This window comes from Tomitella gaofuii (assembly GCF_014126825.1).
GTDB lineage: Bacteria > Actinomycetota > Actinomycetes > Mycobacteriales > Mycobacteriaceae > Tomitella > Tomitella gaofuii.
In genome coordinates this window covers 4068833-4088960 of sequence record NZ_CP059900.1, presented here as the reverse complement: position 1 = coordinate 4088960, position 20128 = coordinate 4068833, and the positions used below count along the sequence as shown (strand labels likewise).

General features: G+C 71.3%; 16 protein-coding genes. 5 read left to right on the top strand and 11 right to left on the bottom strand.

Annotated elements, in window-relative coordinates:
* Positions 1-70: 70 nt before the first annotated feature.
* From H4F70_RS18880 to H4F70_RS18865, 4 genes are read right to left on the bottom strand one after another with little or no spacing between them, the layout of a single operon-like run.
* Positions 71-3394, bottom strand: coding sequence for an acetyl-CoA carboxylase family protein (locus H4F70_RS18880; RefSeq protein ID WP_235681215.1), 3324 nt, complete (start codon positions 3392-3394; stop codon positions 71-73).
* Positions 3395-5125 (bottom strand): AMP-binding protein, encoded by a 1731-nt coding sequence (locus H4F70_RS18875; RefSeq protein ID WP_182358339.1) that lies wholly within the window; start codon positions 5123-5125, stop codon positions 3395-3397.
* 57 nt (positions 5126-5182) lie between these two features.
* Complete coding sequence (locus H4F70_RS18870) at positions 5183-6628, bottom strand: sodium:solute symporter family protein (protein WP_182358338.1); 1446 nt, start codon at positions 6626-6628, stop codon at positions 5183-5185.
* On the bottom strand, positions 6625-6900 hold the full coding sequence (locus H4F70_RS18865; protein WP_182358337.1) for a hypothetical protein: 276 nt from the start codon (positions 6898-6900) through the stop codon (positions 6625-6627). Before H4F70_RS18865 ends, H4F70_RS18870 begins: the two co-directional genes overlap by 4 nt.
* 275 nt (positions 6901-7175) lie before the next feature.
* Between H4F70_RS18865 and H4F70_RS18860 the strand changes: the two genes are divergently transcribed.
* Genes H4F70_RS18860 through H4F70_RS18850 form a run of 3 tightly spaced genes read left to right on the top strand, consistent with a single transcriptional unit; the run spans position 7176 to position 9324 of the window.
* Entirely contained in the window at positions 7176-7592 is a 417-nt protein-coding gene (locus H4F70_RS18860) for a GntR family transcriptional regulator (protein ID WP_182346279.1), read from the top strand.
* On the top strand, positions 7589-8473 hold the full coding sequence (locus H4F70_RS18855; protein ID WP_182358336.1) for an ABC transporter ATP-binding protein: 885 nt from the start codon (positions 7589-7591) through the stop codon (positions 8471-8473). The genes H4F70_RS18860 and H4F70_RS18855 overlap by 4 nt, the downstream gene beginning before the upstream one ends.
* Positions 8470-9324: a hypothetical protein gene (locus H4F70_RS18850; protein WP_182358335.1), complete on the top strand. Its 855-nt coding sequence runs from the start codon at positions 8470-8472 to the stop codon at positions 9322-9324. Before H4F70_RS18855 ends, H4F70_RS18850 begins: the two co-directional genes overlap by 4 nt.
* Before the next feature lie 86 nt (positions 9325-9410).
* Here the strand turns inward: H4F70_RS18850 and H4F70_RS18845 are convergent, their stop codons facing one another.
* The 4 genes from H4F70_RS18845 to H4F70_RS18830 form a co-directional block, all read right to left on the bottom strand.
* Complete coding sequence (locus tag H4F70_RS18845) at positions 9411-10601, bottom strand: lipid-transfer protein (protein ID WP_182358334.1); 1191 nt, start codon at positions 10599-10601, stop codon at positions 9411-9413.
* Positions 10598-11056 carry a Zn-ribbon domain-containing OB-fold protein gene (locus H4F70_RS18840; protein ID WP_182346283.1) on the bottom strand — a complete coding sequence of 153 codons (459 nt, stop codon included), beginning with the start codon at positions 11054-11056 and terminating at the stop codon, positions 10598-10600. The genes H4F70_RS18845 and H4F70_RS18840 overlap by 4 nt, the downstream gene beginning before the upstream one ends.
* Positions 11057-11195: 139 nt before the next feature.
* Complete coding sequence (locus H4F70_RS18835; RefSeq protein ID WP_182358333.1) at positions 11196-12653, bottom strand: FAD-binding protein; 1458 nt, start codon at positions 12651-12653, stop codon at positions 11196-11198.
* A 144-nt stretch (positions 12654-12797) separates the two neighbouring features.
* Positions 12798-13643, bottom strand: coding sequence for an NHL repeat-containing protein (locus H4F70_RS18830; RefSeq protein WP_182358332.1), 846 nt, complete (start codon positions 13641-13643; stop codon positions 12798-12800).
* 353 nt (positions 13644-13996) lie between these two features.
* Between H4F70_RS18830 and H4F70_RS18825 the strand changes: the two genes are divergently transcribed.
* Positions 13997-15658, top strand: coding sequence for a GMC family oxidoreductase N-terminal domain-containing protein (locus tag H4F70_RS18825; protein WP_182358331.1), 1662 nt, complete (start codon positions 13997-13999; stop codon positions 15656-15658).
* Between the two features lie 46 nt (positions 15659-15704).
* Here H4F70_RS18825 and H4F70_RS18820 read toward each other — a convergent pair whose 3' ends face one another.
* From H4F70_RS18820 to H4F70_RS18810, 3 genes are all read right to left on the bottom strand, one after another.
* Positions 15705-16481, bottom strand: coding sequence for an SDR family oxidoreductase (locus tag H4F70_RS18820; protein ID WP_182358330.1), 777 nt, complete (start codon positions 16479-16481; stop codon positions 15705-15707).
* A 62-nt stretch (positions 16482-16543) separates the two neighbouring features.
* Positions 16544-17776, bottom strand: a complete 1233-nt coding sequence (locus tag H4F70_RS18815; protein ID WP_182358329.1) for a cytochrome P450 — start codon at positions 17774-17776, stop codon at positions 16544-16546.
* 3 nt (positions 17777-17779) lie between these two features.
* The gene (locus H4F70_RS18810; protein ID WP_182346289.1) at positions 17780-18352 is read right to left on the bottom strand and encodes a TetR/AcrR family transcriptional regulator; all 573 of its coding nucleotides are present in this window, start codon (positions 18350-18352) and stop codon (positions 17780-17782) included.
* Between the two features lie 275 nt (positions 18353-18627).
* On the opposite strand from H4F70_RS18810, the gene H4F70_RS18805 reads away from it, so the two are divergent.
* Positions 18628-20109, top strand: a complete 1482-nt coding sequence (locus H4F70_RS18805) for an aldehyde dehydrogenase (RefSeq protein WP_182358328.1) — start codon at positions 18628-18630, stop codon at positions 20107-20109.
* Positions 20110-20128 lie beyond the last annotated feature (19 nt).

The following is a 20128-nucleotide window of genomic DNA, read 5'->3' as shown; positions in this document are numbered from 1 at the left end:
CGGGAACCCCCGCGCACGGGCCCGCACCCACATTGGGGTGCGGGCCCGTGTCGTCCTGTCTCGTCCTGTCCTACCCGGTGGCGAGCGTGCGGATCCATGCGCGCGTGTCGGCCGGGTCGATGACGTCGTCGATCTCGAAGGTCGTCGCCGCGTTGAGGGCCCGGCCGCGCGCGTAGGCCTCGGCGAGCAGCGAGTCGAACAGCGCCTGACGGGCCTGCGGGTCCGGTTCGGCTTCGAGTTCCTTGCGGAACCCCAGGTGCACCGCGCCCTCCAGGCCCATCGGCCCGATCTCGCCCGTCGGCCAGGCCACGGTGAATTGCGGGGCGTGGAACGAGCCGCCGGCCATGGCCATCGCGCCCAGCCCGTACCCCTTGCGCAGGATCACGGTGCCGAACGGGACTGTCAGCCGAGCGCCGGCGATGAACATCCGGCCGAAACGGCGCACCGTCGCCTCCTCCTCGGACGCGGGGCCCACCATGAATCCGGGCGTGTCGCACAGAGAGACGACGGGCAGGCCATGCGCCTGGCACAGGGTGAGGAACTCGGTGAACTTGTCGGCCGCCTCGGCGTCGATCGCCCCGCCCAGGTGCGTGCCGCTGTTGCCGATGACCCCGTAGGGGACGCCCTCGACGCGCAGGAGCGCGGTGACGGCGCCGTGCCCGTAGTCGCGCCGCAGCTCGAGCACGCTGCCCGCGTCGGCGATCGCGTCCAGCACCGTGCGCACGTCGTAGGCGCGCAGCCGGTCTTCGGGCACCGCGTGGCGGGCGCGCCGCGGATCCGGCGCCTCCCAGTCATCCACCGGCCCTTGGAAGTACGACAGGTACTGCCGCGCCAGCGCCACCGCGTGCTCTTCGTCGCGGGCGGACAGGTGGATCACCCCGCCGCGCCGTTGCACGTCGACGGGCCCGATCTCCTCCGGGCGGACCGTCCCGAGCCCGCCGCCCTCGATCATCGCCGGGCCGCCCATACCGATGTTCGCGTCCGGCGTGGCGATGAGCACGTCGCAGACCCCGGCCAGCGCGGCGTTGCCGGCGAAGCAGCGCCCGGAGACGACGGCGATGAGCGGCACCCGGCCGCTCAGCGCCGCGAGGGCACGGAATGTGGTGAGTTCGAGGCCGGCGGCCCCGCCCGCGTCGGTGTCCCCGGGCCGGCCGCCGCCGCCCTCGGCGAAGAGCACCAGTGGAATCCGGCGTCGCGACGCCACCGCGATGACCCGGTCCGTCTTGGCGTGGTTCTGCCTTCCCTGTGTACCGGCGAGGACGGTGTAGTCGTAGGAGAGCACCGCGGTCTCGGCGGCGGCCCGGCCGAGCCTGTCCGCGCCCACGGTGGCAATGCCGCACACCATGCCGTCGGCGGGGGTGCGGGCGATGAGGTCCTCCTCGCTGCGCCGCGAGCGCTGCGCGGCCAGCGCCAGGGCGCCGTACTCGGTGAAGCTGCCCTTGTCGACGAGATCGGCGATGTTATCGCGGGCGCTGCGCCGGCCGCGGGCTTCGAGCTTCGCCATCGCCTCAGGCCGCGCCCCGTCGAGGGTGCGCGCGTGCCGCTCGCGGATGAGCGCCAGGTCGGCACGCTCGCGGTCCAGGTCGACGGCGCCCTCCGCGCCGTCCACATCTGCGGCGGCGGCCAGATCTGCGGCGAGCACCGCCAGCGGCTGCCCGGCGACCACCGTGCGACCCGGCGCGACGAGCGTCCGGATGACGGTGCCGCCCCGGGGCGCGTTGACGCCGTGGTGCATCTTCATCGCCTCCAGCAGCAGCACCTCCGTCCCCGCGTCGACCGCCGTACCCGGGGCGACGGCGGAGATGACGGTCCCCGTCATGGGCGCGGTGAGCGCGATCTCGCCGGGACCCACCTCGGCGTCGGGCACGGCGGGGGTCCGGGCTTCCCCCGCCGTGTCGACGTCGCCGCCGAGGGGGTTGTCCGCGGCCGGGGCGTCCGCGAGCAGTTCCGGCAGCCGCCGCGGCAGGTAGGAGGTGGACACTGGTGCGCCGCCGGCGAACTCGTCGTCGGCGAGGATCGCGCGGAGCAGCGGGATGTTGGTGCCGACACCCGTCACGCCGAATTCCGCCAGCGCGCGCTCCGCCTTGCGCGCGGCCACCGGCAGGCCGCCGTCGCGGGCGTGCACGATCACCTTCGCGAGCAGCGGGTCGTAGCGCAGGCTCGGAGTGAGGCCGGGCCGGGCGAAGGTGTCCACCCGCACGCCGGGGCCGGAGGGCGGGGAGAATGCGGTGAGCGTGCCCCCGGTCGGCGTCGTCGTGCCGTCCGCCGCCGTCGTCTCCATGTTCACGCGCGCCTGCAGCGCGGTGCCCGAGGCCGCTGTGGGCTCTCCGTCGGCCGTCCCGTCGGCGAGCGCGCTGATTCCGTGGGGCAGCGCCGTTTCCGCGAGCGTCGCGCCGCACGCGATGCGCAATTGCGCGGCCACCAGGTCGATGCCGGTGACCTCCTCGGTGACGGTGTGCTCCACCTGCAACCGGGGGTTGATCTCCAGGAACACGTATCCGTCGCCGAAGACGAGGAACTCCACGGTGCCGGCGCCCCGGTAGCCCACCGCGGCGCCCAGCCGCGCCGCACACTCGTGCAGCTCGGCGCGCAACTGTGCAGAAAGGTCGGGGGCGGGGGCGATCTCGATGAGCTTCTGGTGCCGGCGCTGCACCGAGCAGTCCCGATCGCCGACGGCGCGGACGGCCGATCCGTCGCCGACGATCTGCACCTCGACATGCCGCGGGTCGGCGAGGAGCTCCTCGGCGAACACGGCGCCGTCGCCGAATCCGGCCTGCGCCTCGGCGCTGCAGGCGCGGAAGGCGGCGGTGACCGCGTCGGGGTCGAGGGGCTGGCCGGGGCCAGGAGCGTGGACCTCGCGCATTCCGCGCCCGCCGCCACCGGCCCGCGCTTTGATCATGAGCGCGGAGCGTCCGCGGGCGAAGGCGACCGCCTCGTCGAGTCCGCCGTCGCCCGAGGTGGCCGGAAGCACGGGGACACCCACCGCCTCGGCGAGCGCGCGCGCCGCCGTCTTGTCCCCGCAGCGTTCCAGCGCGTCCGGGGCGGGGCCGACGAAGACGAGGCCCGCGTCGGCGCACGCGCGGGCGAAGGCGGCGTCCTCGCTGAGGAACCCGTACCCCGGGTGTACCAGCACGGTGCGTCCCGCAGCGGCGAGGCGGCCGCCGATGCGCGCCAACGCCTCCCGGTCGAGGTAGGCGGTGGGGCCGGCAGCGTCCAGCGCGACGGCTTCGTCGGCGGCGGACGCGTGCGGCGAGGCGGCGTCGTCGGCTGCGTAGACGGCCACGGTGCGCAGGCCCAGTTCCCGGGCCGTGCGGATCACCCGCACCGCGATCTCGCCGCGGTTGGCCACCAGCACCGTGGCCGGGGCGGCGTGTGTTGCTTCGTGCATGCTCATTCAGGATTCCTTCTGCACTCGCTCGAAGAGGTCGCCCTTGCGCACCTTGCCGGTGGCGGTCATGGGCAGCGCGTCGAGGACGGTCACCTCAGGCACCTTGTAGCCGGCCATGTTCTCCGCTGCCCAGGCGCGCAGCCCGGCCGCGCCGGCATCGTCCGGGGTGAGTTGTGCGCCGGGGGCCAGGGTCACGAAGGCGGCGGGGACCTGCCCGCGGCGGGCGTCGGGGCGCGGCACCACCGCGGCGGACTCCACGTCGGGATGCATCAGCAACAGCGCTTCCACCTCGGCGGGGAACACCGACATGCCGTTGATCTTGATCATCTCCTTGGCGCGGGCCAGGTAATGCAGGGCCCCGCGCTCGTCGAAGCGGCCGACGTCCCCGGTGTGCAGCCAGCCGTCGACGATCGCGTCGGCGGTGGCGTCGGGGCGGCCGAAGTACCCGGTGAGCACGGACGGGCTGCGCAGCAGGATCTCGCCTTCCTCGCCGATGGGCACCGGCCGGCCGTCCCCGTCGACGAGGACGATGTCGGTGCCGGGCATCGGCAGTCCGCAGAACACCGGCTCGCTGTGCAAGTCGGCGTCGTCGTCCTGGAAGCCCAGCGTGAACGTGTCCACGGTGTGGGTCTCTGTCATCCCGTAGGAGGCCTCGCGCAGCGTCTGCCCGGTCGCGTCGCGCCAGCGGGCACGGATCTCGGGGCTGAGCTTGGTGACGAACGAGACGGCTTTGGGGTTGGTGAGCCCGGCGAGCGCCGCCCCGTCGAACCCAGGGTGCTCCAGCAGCTCCAGGTAGTTGTCGACGGTGCCCACCATGTCGGTGGCGCCGTGGCGCGCGGCCACTTCCAGCACCGCGTCGGCGTCCCAGCGGGTCAGCAGGATCGCTGTGCCGCCGTTGACCAGCGGGCACAGGATCCCCAGGTCTTCCCCGGCGATCCAGAACACCGGGAGGAAGGACACGACGCGTAGATCCTTCGTGCCCGGCTGCATTCCGTCGCCCACGGCAGCGGTCGCGGCGGTGTAGAGCATGTGCCACTGAGTGTGTTCGCACCCCTTGGGCAGCCCGGTGGTGCCGCCGGTGTAGTTGAGCGCGGCGAGCACGTGCGGGTCGGTAGGCCGTGCGGGCGCTCGGTTCGCACCGACGATGACGTCCCAGTCCGAGTCTTCCGGCGACGGGTGAGGGAACGGAGCCGCAGGCACCGGAGCAGCGTCGAGCATGTCCGCGAGGTTTGTCGTCGCCACGTGCCGCACCGGGGTGTCGGCGCGTACCTTCTCGACCAGGGGCGCGGAGGTGTCCCCAGTGAGCAGCACTGTGACACCCGCGTCGATGAGCTCGTGGCGCAGTTCATGTTCGCGGAACAGCGGATTGACCGGCACGTGCACCGCGCCAGCCTTGAGAATACCCATCATGGCCACCGTGAACTGGGGGCAGTTGGGCAGATGCACGCCCACGCGGTCCCCCGGTTGCGCGCCCACCGTGGCGAGCCAGCCGGCGAAGCGGTCTGTGAGCTCGTCGAGCTCGGCGTAGGTGACGGTGCGTCCATAGAAGACGATCGCGGGGTGGTCGGGCTTCACTGCGGCCCAGTGCCGCAAGTAGTCGACCACGCCGTCGGTGCCCGCGGGATAGTCGACGCTGCGCGGCACCTCGGAAGGCCAGTTCTTCTGTTGCAGCGCTTGGACGCGAGCCAGGGCGGATTCGAGCGTGTCGGCCGACTCGGCGGCGGAACGGACGGGCATGGGCGGGGCCTCCTCGATGGGCGTGGGATGGTGCGGGGCGTGCGGCCTGCTACGTCGTCATGCGCGCGCGTCAGCGGTGGCGCGATGCGTCTCCTCGCCGGGGTCCGACCGGCGTGGAGAGCCGGTCGCCAGGCTGACGCCGATCGTCGCGAGGAACGAGACCGGCAAGCTGACGAGGATCTGCGAAGAGTCGGGCATGTCCAGAGCGCCGAACAGCACGGCGAAAACTATGGCGCCGCAAAGGACCCCGGCGACCGCGCCCTGCGTCGTGGTACGGCGCCACCAGATGCCCAGCACCATCGGCGCGAAGAACGAAGACGCGAGCAGCGCGACAGCGGCCGTGTAGAGGACGACGAGGAACTCGGGCGGGTTGAGCGTGAGCAGGATGCAGACCAGGCCGATGATCCAGGTGGCGACGGTCGCGACGCGCACGACCGCCTTCTCGGACGCGTCCGGGCGCAGCAGCTTCTTGTAGATGTCGTGTGCCACAGCGGAGTTGCAGGCCATGAGCAGGCCTGCGGTGGTGGACATGATCGCGGCAAGGATCGCTGCGGTGACCACTCCCTGGCCGAAGGAGTTGAGCACCCGGTCCGCGAGGGTCAGCAGGACGGCGTCCGCGTCGAGTTCCCCGGCGTCGGCGATCAATTCGGCGGCGACGGGAGTGAGCACGAGCGAGATGATGATCATCATCACGGCGAAGATCAGCATCGCCCAGTTCAACGACAGACGCGCGGAACGGACGTTGCGCGCCGAGTACACCCGCATGATCACGTGCGGCGTCACCGAGATGGCCGTGGCCCAGGTGAGGAAGCCGCCGATGATCGAGACCAGCGGCACGGCGGGCGTCAGGTGTCCGATTTCGGGGAAGGACTGCGTCAGATTGGTGAAACTCGCCCCGAAATCGTCGACGGAGGCGAACGCGGTGATGCCGAAGCCGATCACCATCGCGAACATGAGGATGCCCTGGAAGATGTCGTTCCATGTGACAGAGAGGAAGCCGCCGAGGGAGACGTACAGGACGAAGACGATGCCCACGGCCCACAGGGCGATGTCGGTGTCCCAGCCCAGAAGATGCGACGCGACGATGCTGGCGCCTTTGAGCTGGGCGACGATGTAGGCCACGCTGGCGACGATGATGACGATCGGTGTGAACCAGGCGAGGGTCCGGCTGCCGAACCGCGCGGCGAAGAAGTCGGGCACCGTGTACTTGCCGATCGATCGTAGGTGCCGCGCGACCAGCACCGAGGCGACGACGAATCCGACGGGCGCGCCGGCGACCAGGGCCGCGCCGTAGGGGTAGCCGAGAGCGAGGCCGGTTCCCAATGCCGCCATGACGGATCCGCCGCTGGCGAGTGTGGCGAGGAACGCCCAGGAGTTGGCGAAGGTGCCGACTCCGCGCCCGGCGACGAAGTACTGGTCGGTGGAGCCGCGCACCTTGAAGTATCCGACGATGCCGATCGCGGCCACGGCGGCGAAGTAGATGAGCACGATGGTGAGTGTCACGGGCGATCCTCCACTGCGGCATCCGTACTGCTGCTGTCCGTTTCGGCCTCGGTATCCGAACGTGGGGTGCTGAGAACTGCGAGCAGTCCTCCCGCGGGTGCCAGGAACATCAGGCCCCAGAGAAGCCATGCCGTCAGTGACACGTCGACGATCGCCTTCGAGGACACGGGCGGCAGGATGGCGGCGACGAACACTGCGGCGACGATGACGAGTAGGGCGACGTCGCGTCGGGGGATCACTGCGCGGGCCGGGGGTGGCGTGGGTGTATGCACCGGGAATCCCTCCATCGGAAGAGTGAACGGGTACGCGGGCGACCCGTGATTGAAGGTGAGCGCAGGTTCAGGTTAACGGTGCTCTGCGCCACAGGCAATACCTGATGTGAGCGGCGCTTCATTGAGTTGTCCACCCGGGACGCGCCGAGCCCCTTGCCCCGCTGGTCCACTAGCGCTATGGTTCATTACATGAGTAATGAACCGATGGCCCGACCTGGAAGGTGCACCCGCGCGTCGGGGCCGCCGGGCCGCGGTGGGAGCACGGGAGCGGGGACATGCTGACGTCGGACAAGCCGATCTTCCAGCAGATCGCCGAGCAGATCGAGAACGCGATCATCGACGGATCGCTCGAGGAGGACGCGCAGGTGCCCTCCAGCAACGAACTCGCGCTGTTCCATCGCATCAACCCGGCGACGGCCGCGAAGGGGCTGGGCACGCTCGTCGCCGACGGCACCGTGTACAAGCGCCGCGGTATCGGCATGTTCGTCAGTCCCGGGGCGCGCGAGAAGCTCCGGTTCCGCCGTCGCGAGGATTTCGTCGCCCGCTACCTCGCGCCGGCGGTCGAGGAGGCCCGCAAGCTCGGTATCTCCCCGGCCGACATCGCCCGGCTCGTAACGCAGCTCGACAAGGGCGACACCGCACGCGACGCCGTCGCCGCCGCCCAATCCGCAACCACCGAGGAGCAGTCATGACCGCAGCGATCAGCGTGGCAGGCCTGGGAAAGACCTACCGCGACGTCACCGCCCTGGACGACGTCTCCTTCGCCGTGCAGCAGAACACGATCTGCGGCGTGCTCGGCCGCAACGGTGCTGGCAAGACCACCGCGATGCAGATCATCACAGGCCACGCGATGCCGTCCTCCGGCACGGTCGACGTGTACGGGCGCGCGCCGTTCGAGGACCGCGAGGCGATGTCGTCGATGTGCTTCGTCAAGGAAAGCCAGTGCTACCCGGACGAGTTCAAGGTCAAGCACGTGCTGGCCGCCGCCGCGGACCTGCTGCCGCACTGGGACCAGGGCTTCGCCGACACGCTTCTGGGCAGGTTCGAGCTGCCCACGGGGCGCCGGGTGAAGAAGCTCTCCCGCGGCATGCACTCGATGCTCGGCATCATCATCGGGCTGGCGTCGCGGGCGCCGGTGACGCTGTTCGACGAGCCGTACCTGGGCCTCGACGTGGTCGCGCGTCAGATGTTCTACGACGAGCTGCTGGCCGACTACACCGCCCACCCGCGCACCATCGTGCTGTCGACACACCTGGTGGATGAGGTCGCCAACCTGCTCGAGCACGTGGTGCTCATCGACGGCGGCCGGGTGCTCATCGACGACTGCGCCGAGAACCTGCGGCGCAGCGCGGTTGTCGCGACGGGCGGAACCGCCCACATCGACCGCCTCGCGGCGGGGCGTACGGAGCTGCGACGCGAAACCCTGGGCACGCAGGCGCGCGTCACTCTGCAGGGCGACTTCACCGAGGACGACCTGGCCCGGGCGCGGGAACGGGGAGTCGACATCGCGCCGGCGTCGCTGCAGCAATTGATGATCGGGGCCACCGGCACGGAAGGACGGCAGGCGTCATGAACTCGGGGATCGAGAGCATCGGAACCAGGACAGCGGGAACCAGGCCGGACGACGGGGTGGACACCCACGGGACGGGGCGGAAGACGATGAACATGCAGGAAGCGACGATGGACCGACCGGACGCGGTGGCGGGCGTGCGCAACGTCGCACTCGCGCGGGCGTGGGCGGTGACCCGCATGAACAGCCGCCAGTGGATGCTGTTCGCCATGCCGTGGGCGATCGTCCTCGTGGTGACGTGGGCGCACGCGGCGATCCTCGCCATCATCCGCTCGCAGGGCGTGGAAATTCCGGACGAGGGGTTCAACGGGGTCGGATCGACGCTGTTCTTCTTCTCGCTGGCCATGTTCGCGTCCATCACCACGCAGCACTTCCCGTTCGCGATGGGGCTGGGCGTGACGCGGCGCGACTTCTACCTCGGCACGGCGTTGACGTCCCTGTGCACCGGCGTCGTCAACGGTGTGCTGGTGCTGGTCTTCGCGCAGGTCGAACGGGCCACCGACGGCTACAGCGTGCACCTCGAAGTGCTCTCGGTGGTGTACCGCCTCACCGGAAGTCCCGCACTCGTGTTCCTCTCCGTGGTGCTCGTGACGATGGCATTCGCCGCGCTGGGCGTGTTCGCCGGCGTGATCTACCTCAAGTGGCGGGCCAACGGCCTCTTCACCGCGGCCCTGATCCTGGCCTTCGCGGCGGCCGTGGCGGCGCTGCTCATCACGTGGCAACGCGGCTGGCCTGCCGTCGGGCGCTTCTTCGTCGACACGCCGATCGCGGTGCTCCTGCTGGCCGTGCCCGCGGTGCTCGGCGCGGTGCTGTTCGGCGTGGGCTACCGGATGATGCGCACCGTGGAGGCGTGACGGGGCTTCGGTCTGCCGACGAGTGAGCGCGTGCCTTCGGTTCCGGGCGGGGAACCGAAGGCACGCGCTCATCGTGCGGCGGGGTGCTACGCGCTGAGGATCACCGACGATCCGTGGCCGAACAGCCCCTGGTTGGCGGTGATGCCCACGCGGGCGCCCTCCACCTGGCGGCCCTCGGCCTGCCCGCGCAGCTGCCAGGTCAGCTCGCACACCTGTGCCAGCGCCTGTGCGGGAACGGCCTCGCCGAAGCAGGCCAGCCCGCCGGACGGGTTCACCGGCAGCTTTCCGCCGATGGACGTGTCGCCGGCGCGCACCAGCGTCTCGGCGGTGCCGCGCTCGACCAGGCCCAGGTCCTCGATCCAGTCCAGCTCCAGTGCCGTCGACAGGTCGTACACCTCGGCGACGTCCACGTCGGACGGGCTGATCCCGGCCTCCTCGAAGGCTGCGCGGGCCAGCGACTCCTTGTGCGTGTACTGCGGGGCCGGCGCGGCGGCGGTGGACTCCGAGGAGAAGTACGGCATGTCCAGCTGCGTCTGCGGGAACGTGGGCGTGACCGTGGAGATGGCGTTGATGCGCGGCCCGGTGAGCCCGTGACGCTGCGCGTACTCCACCGACGTGAGCACCACGGCGGCGCCGCCGTCGGAGGTGGCGCAGATGTCCATCAGGTGCAGCGGGTCGGCGACCACCGGCGAGGCCATGACGTCGGCGACGGAGAACTCCTTGCGGTATCGCGCGTACGGATTGGCCAGGCCGTGCTTGGCGTTCTTCACCTTGACCGCGGCGAAGTCCTCCTGGGTGGCCCCGTACAGGTCGATGCGGCGGCGGGCGCCCAGCGCGAAGTAGGCCGGGTTGGTCATGCCCATCAGTCGGAAGCGCAGCCAGTCCGGGTCGTCCCAGCGCTCGCCCGCGTTGGGCTTGAGGAAGCCCTTGGGCGTGGTGTCCGCGCCGACGACCAGCGCCACCTCGCTCAGCCCGGCGAGGATGCGGGTGCGGGCGGTGTCCAGCGCCTGCGCGCCGGTGGCGCAGGCCGCGTACGAGGTGGCCACGCGCGCGCCGTTCCAGCCCAGGGCCTGTGCGAACGTGGAGCCGGCGACGTATCCGCCGTAGCCGTTGCGGACGGTCTCGCCGCCGACGATGAAATCGACGTCGCCCCAGGCGATGCCGGAATCCTTGAGCGCGTCCCGCGCGGCGGCCGTGCCGTATTCGACGAAGGGCCGGCCCCACTTGCCCCACGCGTGCATGCCGACGCCCGCGATGGCGACATCGTGCTTGCTCATGCCTGCTGCTCCTTCGCTGCCGATGCGGACCCGACCGGCTTCCACCGCCAGATGGTCTTGACGCCCTCGTCGTCGGTGTAGAGGGGCTCGACCACCAGCTCGACCTCGGCGCCCACCGTCAGGTCGTCGACGCCGTAGCCGTCGGCCACCTGGCCCATCACGACGAGGCCCTCCGACAGCTCGACCGCGGCCAGCGCGAACGGCACGTACGGGTCGGTCGCGGGGATGAACGGCTCCGGGGGCTGGTACTGGGCGTCGGTGTAGGACCACACGGTGCCGCGGCGCGAGAGCTCGACATCGTCGAAGTCCTCGCCCGAGCACGCGGGGTTCTTGCAGAACGTGGTCTCACGCGGGAACGCGATGTTGCCGCACGCGGTGCACTTTGTGCCCACCAGCGCGGGCTCGGGGCCGGTGGTGAACCAGCCCGCGACAGCCGGAATGGCGGTCTCGGTCATTGACAACCTCACTAATCGGGGTGCGTCGGGCTCGGACGCGGTGGGCCGGGGGCTCTCGGCTTCAGGTTCTCACGGGCGCGCGGGGACGGTCACGCCCCTATCCCGATCTGCGGCAGCCGGGCATCGGCGGCGGAATCGCTCACCGGTCATGCACGCCGGCGGCGTGGTGCCCGGCCCGCCGGCCGAAGAACGACCCCTCGCCCAGCTGCGTGCCGCTGGCATAGCCTTTGCCGTCCTGGGCGATGTTCGAGGCGCAGGCTCCCGCCGCGTACAGGCCGTCGACGACGCTGCCGTCGCGGCGCAGCACCTGCGCGTCGACGGAGGTGCGCAGCCCGCCCATCGTGAACCCCGCGTACAGGGCCGTGCCCAGGGTCATGTCGAACGCGGCCCACGGCCCGTGGTCCTGCGGCGCCAGCCACTCGGGCGACTTGTGGAAGTCGGGGTCCTCACCGCGGGCGGCGTGCGTGTTGTAGCGGTCCAGCGTGGCGACGAGGGCGTCCGCGGGGACGCCCAGCGCGTCCGCCATCTCCGGCACCGTCTCCCAGCCGTCGATGAACGGGCACAGCGGGAACTCGGGGCGCTGCATGTGCGCCTCGTCGACGATGAGAAAGGCCTTCTGCCCCGGCTGGTCCATGACGAAGCCGGAGGTGCGCGAGTGGTACGAGTCCTCGGCGACGAAGCGCCGGCCCTCGGCGTTGACGATCAGCCCCGTGAGCAGGATCGATGGCGGGTAGACGGGCGCGGTGATGAAGGCCTGGTCCATGTGCTCGGTGGCGGCGCCCACCGACTCGCCCAACGTGATGCCCAGGCCGTCGTCGTAGGTGCTGCCCAGTGTGAACGGCTTCTTGGCCAGCTGCGGGACGTGCTCGGCCACCATCTCCTTGTTCATGACGAACCCGCCGGCGGCGATCACCACGGACTTCGCCTTGATCGCGCCGGTGTCGCCGAAGCGTTTCCACGCGGCGCCGACGACCCGCCCGCCGTCGGTGACCAGCGCGGTGGCGCCGGTCTCGTAGCGGATCTGCACTCCGAGTTCCTCGGCGCGGCGCAGCAGCACGTCGACGGCCATCTTCGCGCCGCCGGTGTCGCCCGGCTGGGGAACCTTGTGGCCGCGCGGCGCGGGGACGGCCTGGTCCTTGAACGGCCACACTTTCTCGTTGCCGGTGAACATCAGGCCCTCGGTGCCGGGCTGGATCACGGCCTTCTCGGGGTAGTAGCTGCGCTCGAACTTCAGGCCCAGCGACTCGATCCAGTCGAAGTGGGCGACGGAGCCGTCGCAGTAGGCGCGGATCTTGGCCTCGTCGGGCTCACGCGAGACGGCGATGAGGTATTTGGCCATCTCTTCGGGCGAGTCGTCGTGGCCGGTCTCGCGCTGCACCGCGGTGCCGCCGCCCAGGTAGAAGTGGCCGCCGGCCATCGCGGTGGTGCCGCCGGCCTCGGCCGCGCGCTCGAGCACCAGCACCTTCGCGCCCCGCTCGGCGGCACCCACCGCGGCCGAGCCGCCGGCGATGCCGAAGCCGATCACCAGGACGTCGACCTCGTCGGAGTACGCGGTGACGGACTGCGCCGGGACCGGCGCGGTGCTGGGGTTGCTCATGGGGCTCCTTCGGCGCGTCGCAGGCCGGGACCGCTGCGGCGGCCTGATCGCCTCGGCGGTGAAACGTGTTCTATGCAGAGTGATCCTAGACGCCGGACACGTGTCCGGACAACGCCCGTCTTCAACGCCGGCGGGCCCCGGCGCTCAGAGGGCGAGCCCCCACGGCGTCTCCAGCCCGGTGATTACCGGGTCGGCGGCCACCGTGCCGTCGACGCCGATCCCCAGCACGCAGCGGCCGTCGACCGCCGACGTGTAGAGCGTGCCGTCGTGCAGCGCGATTCCGGTGGGATACGGCAGGCGATCGGCGAGGGTCTCGGGCCGCGGCGATTCCGTGTCCAGGTCGATGCGCTCGATGGTGCCGTCGAGGCCCCGCGCGTTGCCGGCCTGGGTGACGTAGAGGGCGCCGTCGCCTGCGGTGATGTGCCCGGGTTGGGTCAGGCCGCCGGGGCGGACGACGGTGCGGACGACGGGCGCCGCCCCGGGGCCGGTCAGCGCGCCGGTGTCGAGAGCGGCGACGGACCCGGCGTCCCAGTCGACCAGGTACAGCGTGCTGTCGTGCAATGCGACGCCATTGGGGCTGGTGAGGCGTTCTGTCAGGTCGATCCGGAAGGGCGCCGCCGCGTGGGGGAGCACGTGCAGCATGCCGTAGAAGGTCGCCACGTAGACGGCGCGGTCGTCGGCGGCGACTCCGACGGGACAGCGGAGTCCGGTCGCGACGGTCTCCGCCTGCCCCCCTGCGCGCGGCATCCTCCGGAGGGCGCCGTCGCCCAGGGGTGAGCTCCAGGTCGTGAAGTAGAGGTCGTCGCCGGCCGCGGCCGCCGACAGCGGCTGCCCGGACGCGGGTGTGCGTGCGGTGTGCGGGGTCCCGTCGGTGAAGCGGGCGGTGATGATCCCGGCACCGGTGAAGTCGGCGACGTGGATGTCGGGATGTCCGGTGTGCACAACGGAGGGGAAGGTCGCCGGTGCCGTGACAGGGGAAAGTGGGCTCATGGTCTGCTCCGGGGCGGTCGTTAGTCGATGCGGATACGACGATAGACCGAACGGATGTGAAAAGTATCCGCCAATTGACGTACTTTTTCCCGCCGGTATATAACGATCAAATAACGAAAGATGATGAAATAGCTCGGGCTCCTGCGGTGTGTCCCGGGCGTCAAGGGCGGGCCGGGGGCGGGTCCGATCATGGGCGCGGGTGTGAGGCGTGTGCGGGTATCTGCGAAATCGCGCCACGAACTGCTCAGCAGGCTGTATGAATTCTGGCAGTCGGTCGTGACGTGGACCACCCGCGTCATCGCCGACGAATCCCCCGTCGACTGACGGATCCCACCGCTGACTGAAGGAGATCCATGACCGATAGCCGGGCACGCCGAGCCGACGATGCGATCCGAGGGGCCGCATCCGTCTCCCGCCGCCGCTTCCTCGCGGGCGCAGGGCTGACCGTGGGGGCCGCCGCGCTCTCGTCGATGTCGGGCACGGCCTCGGCGGCCCCCGGCCGCGCCGCCGGCGGCGAAGGCGGCCGCATCCCCGCCCTCGTCATCGGCAGCGGGTACGGCGGCGCCGTCGCGGCCCTGCGCCTGACGCAGGCCGGCATCCCCACACGGATCGTCGAGATGGGCCGCCGGTGGGACACCCCCGGCCCCGACGGGAAGATCTTCTGCGGGATGCTCCAGCCCGACAAGCGCTCGATGTGGCTGTCCGACAGGACGGCCCAGCCGGTCAGCAACTTCATGGGTTTCGGCATCGACAAAGACATCGAGAAGTACACCGGTGTCCTCGACTGCGAGCGTTTCTCCGGCATCAGCGTCTACCAGGGGCGCGGCGTCGGCGGTGGATCGCTCGTCAACGGCGGCATGGCGGTGACGCCCAAGCGCGCCTGGTTCGAGGAGATCCTGCCGTCGGTCGATGCGAACGAGATGTACGGGACCTACTTCCCGCGCGCCAACGCCGCGCTGGGCGTGAACACCATCGACAAGGACTGGTTCGAATCGACGCCCTGGTATCAGTTCACGCGCACGGCCCGCAAGACCGCGCACCGCTCCGGGTACACCACCGAGTTCGTCCCCAACGTCTACGATTTCGAGTACATGGAGCAGGAGGCCGCGGGCGCCGTCACGCGGTCGGCGCTCGACGGCGAGGTCATCTACGGCAACAACGCCGGCAAGAAGTCGCTCGACAAGACCTACCTGGCGCAGGCCGCGGCCACCGGGTTGCTGACGGTCACGCCCCTGCACCGTGTCACCGCGGTCGCGCCGGCCGCCGGCGGCGGCTATAGCGTGACGATGGAACAGATCGATGAGCAGGGCGGGGTCGTCGCCACCACGGCCGTCACGGCCGACCGGGTGTTCTTCGCCGCCGGCAGCGTCGGCACCAGCAAGCTGCTCGTGTCGATGAAGGGGCAAGGGCACCTGCCGAACCTGTCCCCGCAGGTCGGTGAGGGCTGGGGCAACAACGGCAACATCATGGTGGGCCGGGCCAACCACATGTGGGACGCGACCGGCGCCAAGCAGGCCACGATCCCGACGATGGGCATCGACAACTGGGGCGATCCGGTCGCGCCGGTGTTCGCGGAGATCGCGCCGCTGCCGGCCGGGCTCGAGACCTACGTGAGCCTGTACCTGGCGATCACGAAGAACCCCGAGCGTGCGCGCTTCCGGTTCGATCCGGCCGCAGGGAAGGTCGATCTCACCTGGTCGCAGTCGCAGAACCAGACGGGCATCGACATGGCCAAGGCGCTCTTCGACAAGATCAACAGGAAGGAGGGAACGATCTACCGGACCGACCTGTTCGGCGTGTACAAGACGTGGGGCGACGACTTCACCTACCACCCGCTGGGCGGCGCCCTGCTGGACAAGGCCACCGACAACTACGGCCGCCTGCCGGAGTACCCGGGCCTGTACGTCGTGGACGGCGCGCTCGTGCCCGGCAACGTGGGCGTCAACCCCTTCGTCACGATCACCGCGCTCGCCGAGCGCAACATGGAACGCATCATCGCCACCGACATCCGGTGACGCAGCGCCCGCCCGCCCGGCGTGCCGGCGGGCGGGCACTTCCGGATCATTCCTTCACGGGAGCCTCCGGCTCGACCTCGATCAGCGTCACGTGTGCTCCCCGGGGCGTCGACACGCAGGCGGCCACGGCGTCGGCGATGTCGGAGGCGCGCAGGAAGTGCGGGTGCCGGGTGAGGCCCCAGCGTCGCCAGTCCTCGAGCAGCGGGCCGATGTCCTCGGGGGCGAGGTCCATGCCCATGCCGGTGAGCGTCTGCCCGGGCCGCACCACCGTGGTGCGCACCCCGGTGCCCTCGAGTTCCATCTGCATCTGCCGGCCCAGCGCCTCGAGCCCGGACTTGGCGGCGGTGTAGGCACCGGACCGGGGCCTGGGCGCGCCCGCCACGTCCGAGCCGATGAGCACCACGTCGCCCCGGCGGCGCTCCACCATCCCGGGCGCCACCCGTGCCACCAGGCGCTGCGCACCGGCCAGGTGCACGTCGAGCTGTGCGGCGAACACGTCCGGGTCGGTCTCGTGCACCCGGCCCACCTGCAGGCTCCCCGCGCCCGAGACGAGGATCTCGGCGGGCCCAAGCGTGCGTTCGGCGGCGGTGGCGAACGCGTCCACGGCGGCGGTGTCGGTGACATCGAGGAATCCGGCGCAGGCCTCGCCGCCCGCGTCGCGGATCTTCTGCGCGAGCCGCTCGCACTCGTCGGCGCGCCGGGCGCCCAACGCCACCGGGTGGCCGAGAGCCGCGAGGGTCTGTGCGGTGGCGGCGCCGATGCCGGATGAGGCGCCGCTGATGATCGCGGGGCGACGGGCGGGGTGCGGGGCGAAACGGGGCATGGTCAACCTTCCTGCTGCGGGCGGGGCCTGGCCGGCGAGGGGAGGGTGGGGCGCGGGGTCGCTCAGCGCAGGGTGACGCGCATCGGCATCGACGCGAAGCCGCGCACGTTGGACGAGTGCACGCGCGCGCAGCCGGCCTCGTCGAGGGCGAACCCGCTCGCGGCGTCGCGCAGCGCGGTGAGCACCACCGTCGCTTCGAGCCGGGCCAGGTGCACTCCCAGGCAGTAGTGCGTGCCCACGCCGAAGCTGAGCAGGCCGGCACTGCTGTCGCGCTCGATCCGGTAGGCGTCGGGAGCATCGAACACCCGCTCATCGCGGTTGGCCGAGCCCACCAGCACCAGCACCTTCTGGCCGGCGGGGATCGTCACGCCGTGCATCGTCACGTCGGCGGCGGTGGTGCGCAGCAGCATCTGGCTGGAGGTGTCGTAGCGCAGAGTCTCCTCCACCCAGCCGGGCACGTGCGCGGCGTCGGCGAACGGCATCGCGAGCTGGCCGGGGTGGCGGTGCCCCCAGTATGCGGCGTTGCCCAGCAGCTTGGTGGTGGTCTCGTTGCCCGCCACCACCATGAGGAACAGGAACCCGATGATCTCGGCGTCGGTGAGCGCGTCGCCGTCGACCTCCGTCTGCGCCAGCTCGGAGGTCAGGTCGTCCTGCGGGTGCGCGCGGCGGCGGGCCAGCAGGTCGACGTAGTACGACAGCAGCGTCATCGCCGCCTCGACTGCCGCTTGCGGCAGATCGGTGGAGCCGTCCTCGCGGTGCACCACAGCGTCGGCCAGGCGGCGGATCTCGACCCGGTCGGGGGGCGGCACGCCCATCATCTCAGAGATGACGTCCATGGGGATGCGGGCGGCGACGTCGCCGATGAAGTCGAACTCCCCGCGGCGCAGCGCCGGGTCCAGGTGCTCGTGGGTGATCTCGGTGATCCGCCCGCGCATCGGCGCGATGAATCGGGGATTGAACCGGCGCGACACCAGCGAGCGCATGCGCAGGTGTTTCGGGTCGTCCATCGCCAGGAACGACATGGTGCGGTGCGCATGCGGGCCGTATGCGGCCGGGTCGAGTGTGACGCCGTTCGCGCTCGAGAAGCGCTCTTTGTCCAGGAACGCCGCGCGCACATCGGCATGGCGCGACACCGCCCAGAAGCCCAGCTCTGGCGAGTGGTGCACGGGCTCGTGTTCGCGCAGCCACCGGTAGGCCGGGTACGGGTCCTCGTGCAGGACATAGCTGTACGGGTCCAGCGGGTACGGGACCGGGATCGTCTCACCAGGGGTGGGCGGCTGCGCGGGCTGGGGCATCGGCTACTCCAATATGAGGCGGGCGTAGGTCTCGAGGCGATCAGCGATGCGGGCGTACGACTGGTGGCCCATGCCGGCGCGCAGCAGCGCGCCGTCCCACATCACCTCGAGCGCCTCGAGCACCTCGGGCCGGGTGCCGGGGCCGAGGGCGTGCGACAGGCGCTCGTGGATGCGGGTGCCGATGCGCACGCGCAGGTGGGCCACCTCCGGGTCGTCGTCGAGCAGGGCAGCGGTGACCCCGGAGGCCAGCTCGGGCTCGTCGGCCACAAGCAGAGCCACCGCGCGCATCACCTCGGTGACACGCGCGACCGGGGTGCCGTCCCGGCTCTCGGGCTGCGGCAGCGCGGCGAGCCGGCGCCAGAAGACCTCGGCCAGCAGGTGGGATTTCGACGAGAAGTAGGTGTAGGCGGTGGCGGGCGCGACGCCGGCCTCGGCCGCGACCAGACGCACTGTGAGGGCGGCATGCCCGCGTTCACGCAGCACCGTCACGGCGGCGTCGGCGAGGCGGGCGACCGTCTCGGCCTGGTGGGCGGTGAGGCGGCGACGGGTGGATTCGAACCGGTCATCAGCGGACATGTGTCCGGACGCTACGGCACCGGGGGTGCCGAGGCCGGGAGTGGAGTGCACCATCACCGCGCCTTTCGCTGTCCGGCGGCCGCCCGGCGCGACCGCGTGCCGCCCACCGTAGACCGGTGCGCGTGGAATGTCGACAGGTGACCAGACAGATGTCCGGGAAGAGGTCATCCGGTCGAAAGCCGGTGCGGTACGACGCACGGCGCACTAGAGTCCAGACACCTGTCCGAACGACCTCGAGCGGGGCCACCCGCTCTCCCCCCGGAAGCCGGTGAGACATGCCGCTGCGCCCCGACGCCAGCACCGACCTCTTGATCGACGGCACACTCGTGCCCGCAGCATCGGGCGCCACCTTCGCCACCTTCAACCCGGCCACCGAGGAGCCGATCGGGCGCGCGGCCGATGGCGGCGGCGACGACATGGATGCCGCCATCCGCGCGGCGCGCCGCGCTTTCGACACCACCGGCTGGTCGGGCGACCACGCGTTCCGTGCCCGGTGCCTGCGTCAGCTGCGGGACGGGCTGCAGCGGCATGTCGAGGAGCTGCGCGAGGTGACCATCGCCGAGGCCGGCGCGCCCGCGCTGCTCACCGCGGGACCTCAGCTCGAGGGGCCCGTCGCCGATCTCGGCTACTTCGCCGACCTCGCCGAAAGCTACCGTTGGAGCACCGATCTGGGGCCCGCCACGCCCATGGGAATACCCACCCGCCGCACGCTGCTGCGCGAGGCGGCGGGTGTGGTCGCCGCCATCACGCCGTGGAACTTCCCGCACCAGATCACCCTCGCCAAGATCGGCCCCGCCCTGGCCGCGGGCTGCACCGCGGTGCTCAAGCCCGCGCCCGACACCCCCTGGTGCGCGGCGCTCGTGGGCAGGATCGCGGCCGAGGAGACCGACCTGCCGCCCGGAGTGCTGGGCGTCGTCACCTCGTCGGACCACGGCGTGGGCGCGCAGCTCGCCGCCGACCCGCGCGTGGACGTGGTCTCGTTCACCGGCTCCTCCGCCACCGGCCGCGCCGTCATGGTGGCGGCGTCGGAGAACCTCACCAAGGTGTTCCTCGAGCTCGGAGGCAAGTCGGCGTTCGTCGTGCTCGACTGCCTCGACGCCGACCGGCTGCGCGCCGCCTGCGCCACCGCCGCGTTCACGGTGGCCACCCACGCGGGCCAGGGCTGCGCCATCACCACCCGGCTGCTGGTGCCGCGCCACCGGCTCGACGAGGCCACCGCCGCCACGGCCGCCGCTCTCACCGGCCTGCCGCCAGGCGACCCGGCCGACCCGGGCACGGTGTGCGGGCCGCTGATCTCCGAGCGCCAGCGCGAGCGGGTCGAGTCGTATCTGGCTCTCGCGGTGGAGGAAGGCGGCACCGTGGTGTGCGGCGGGCGGCGGCCGCCGGGGCGCGAGCGCGGATGCTTCCTCGAACCCACCCTCATCGCGGGCCTCGACAACACGGCCCGCGCCGCGCGCGAGGAGATCTTCGGCCCGGTGCTGGCGATCATCCCGCACGACGGCGACGACGACGCCGTCCGCATCGCCAACGACTCGCCCTACGGGCTCTCCGGCGCGGTGTGGGGCGACGACCCGGCCCGCGTCGACCGCGTGGTGCGCGGCGTCCGCACCGGCACGCTGGGCGTCAATGGCGGGCTCTGGTACTCGCCCGACGTGCCGTTCGGCGGCTACAAGCAGTCGGGGATCGGCCGGGAGATGGGCGTGGCCGGCTTCGAGGAGTATCTGGAGACGAAGGCGGTGGCGTATGCCGAGCGGTGAGACCGGGCCGGACGGAGGC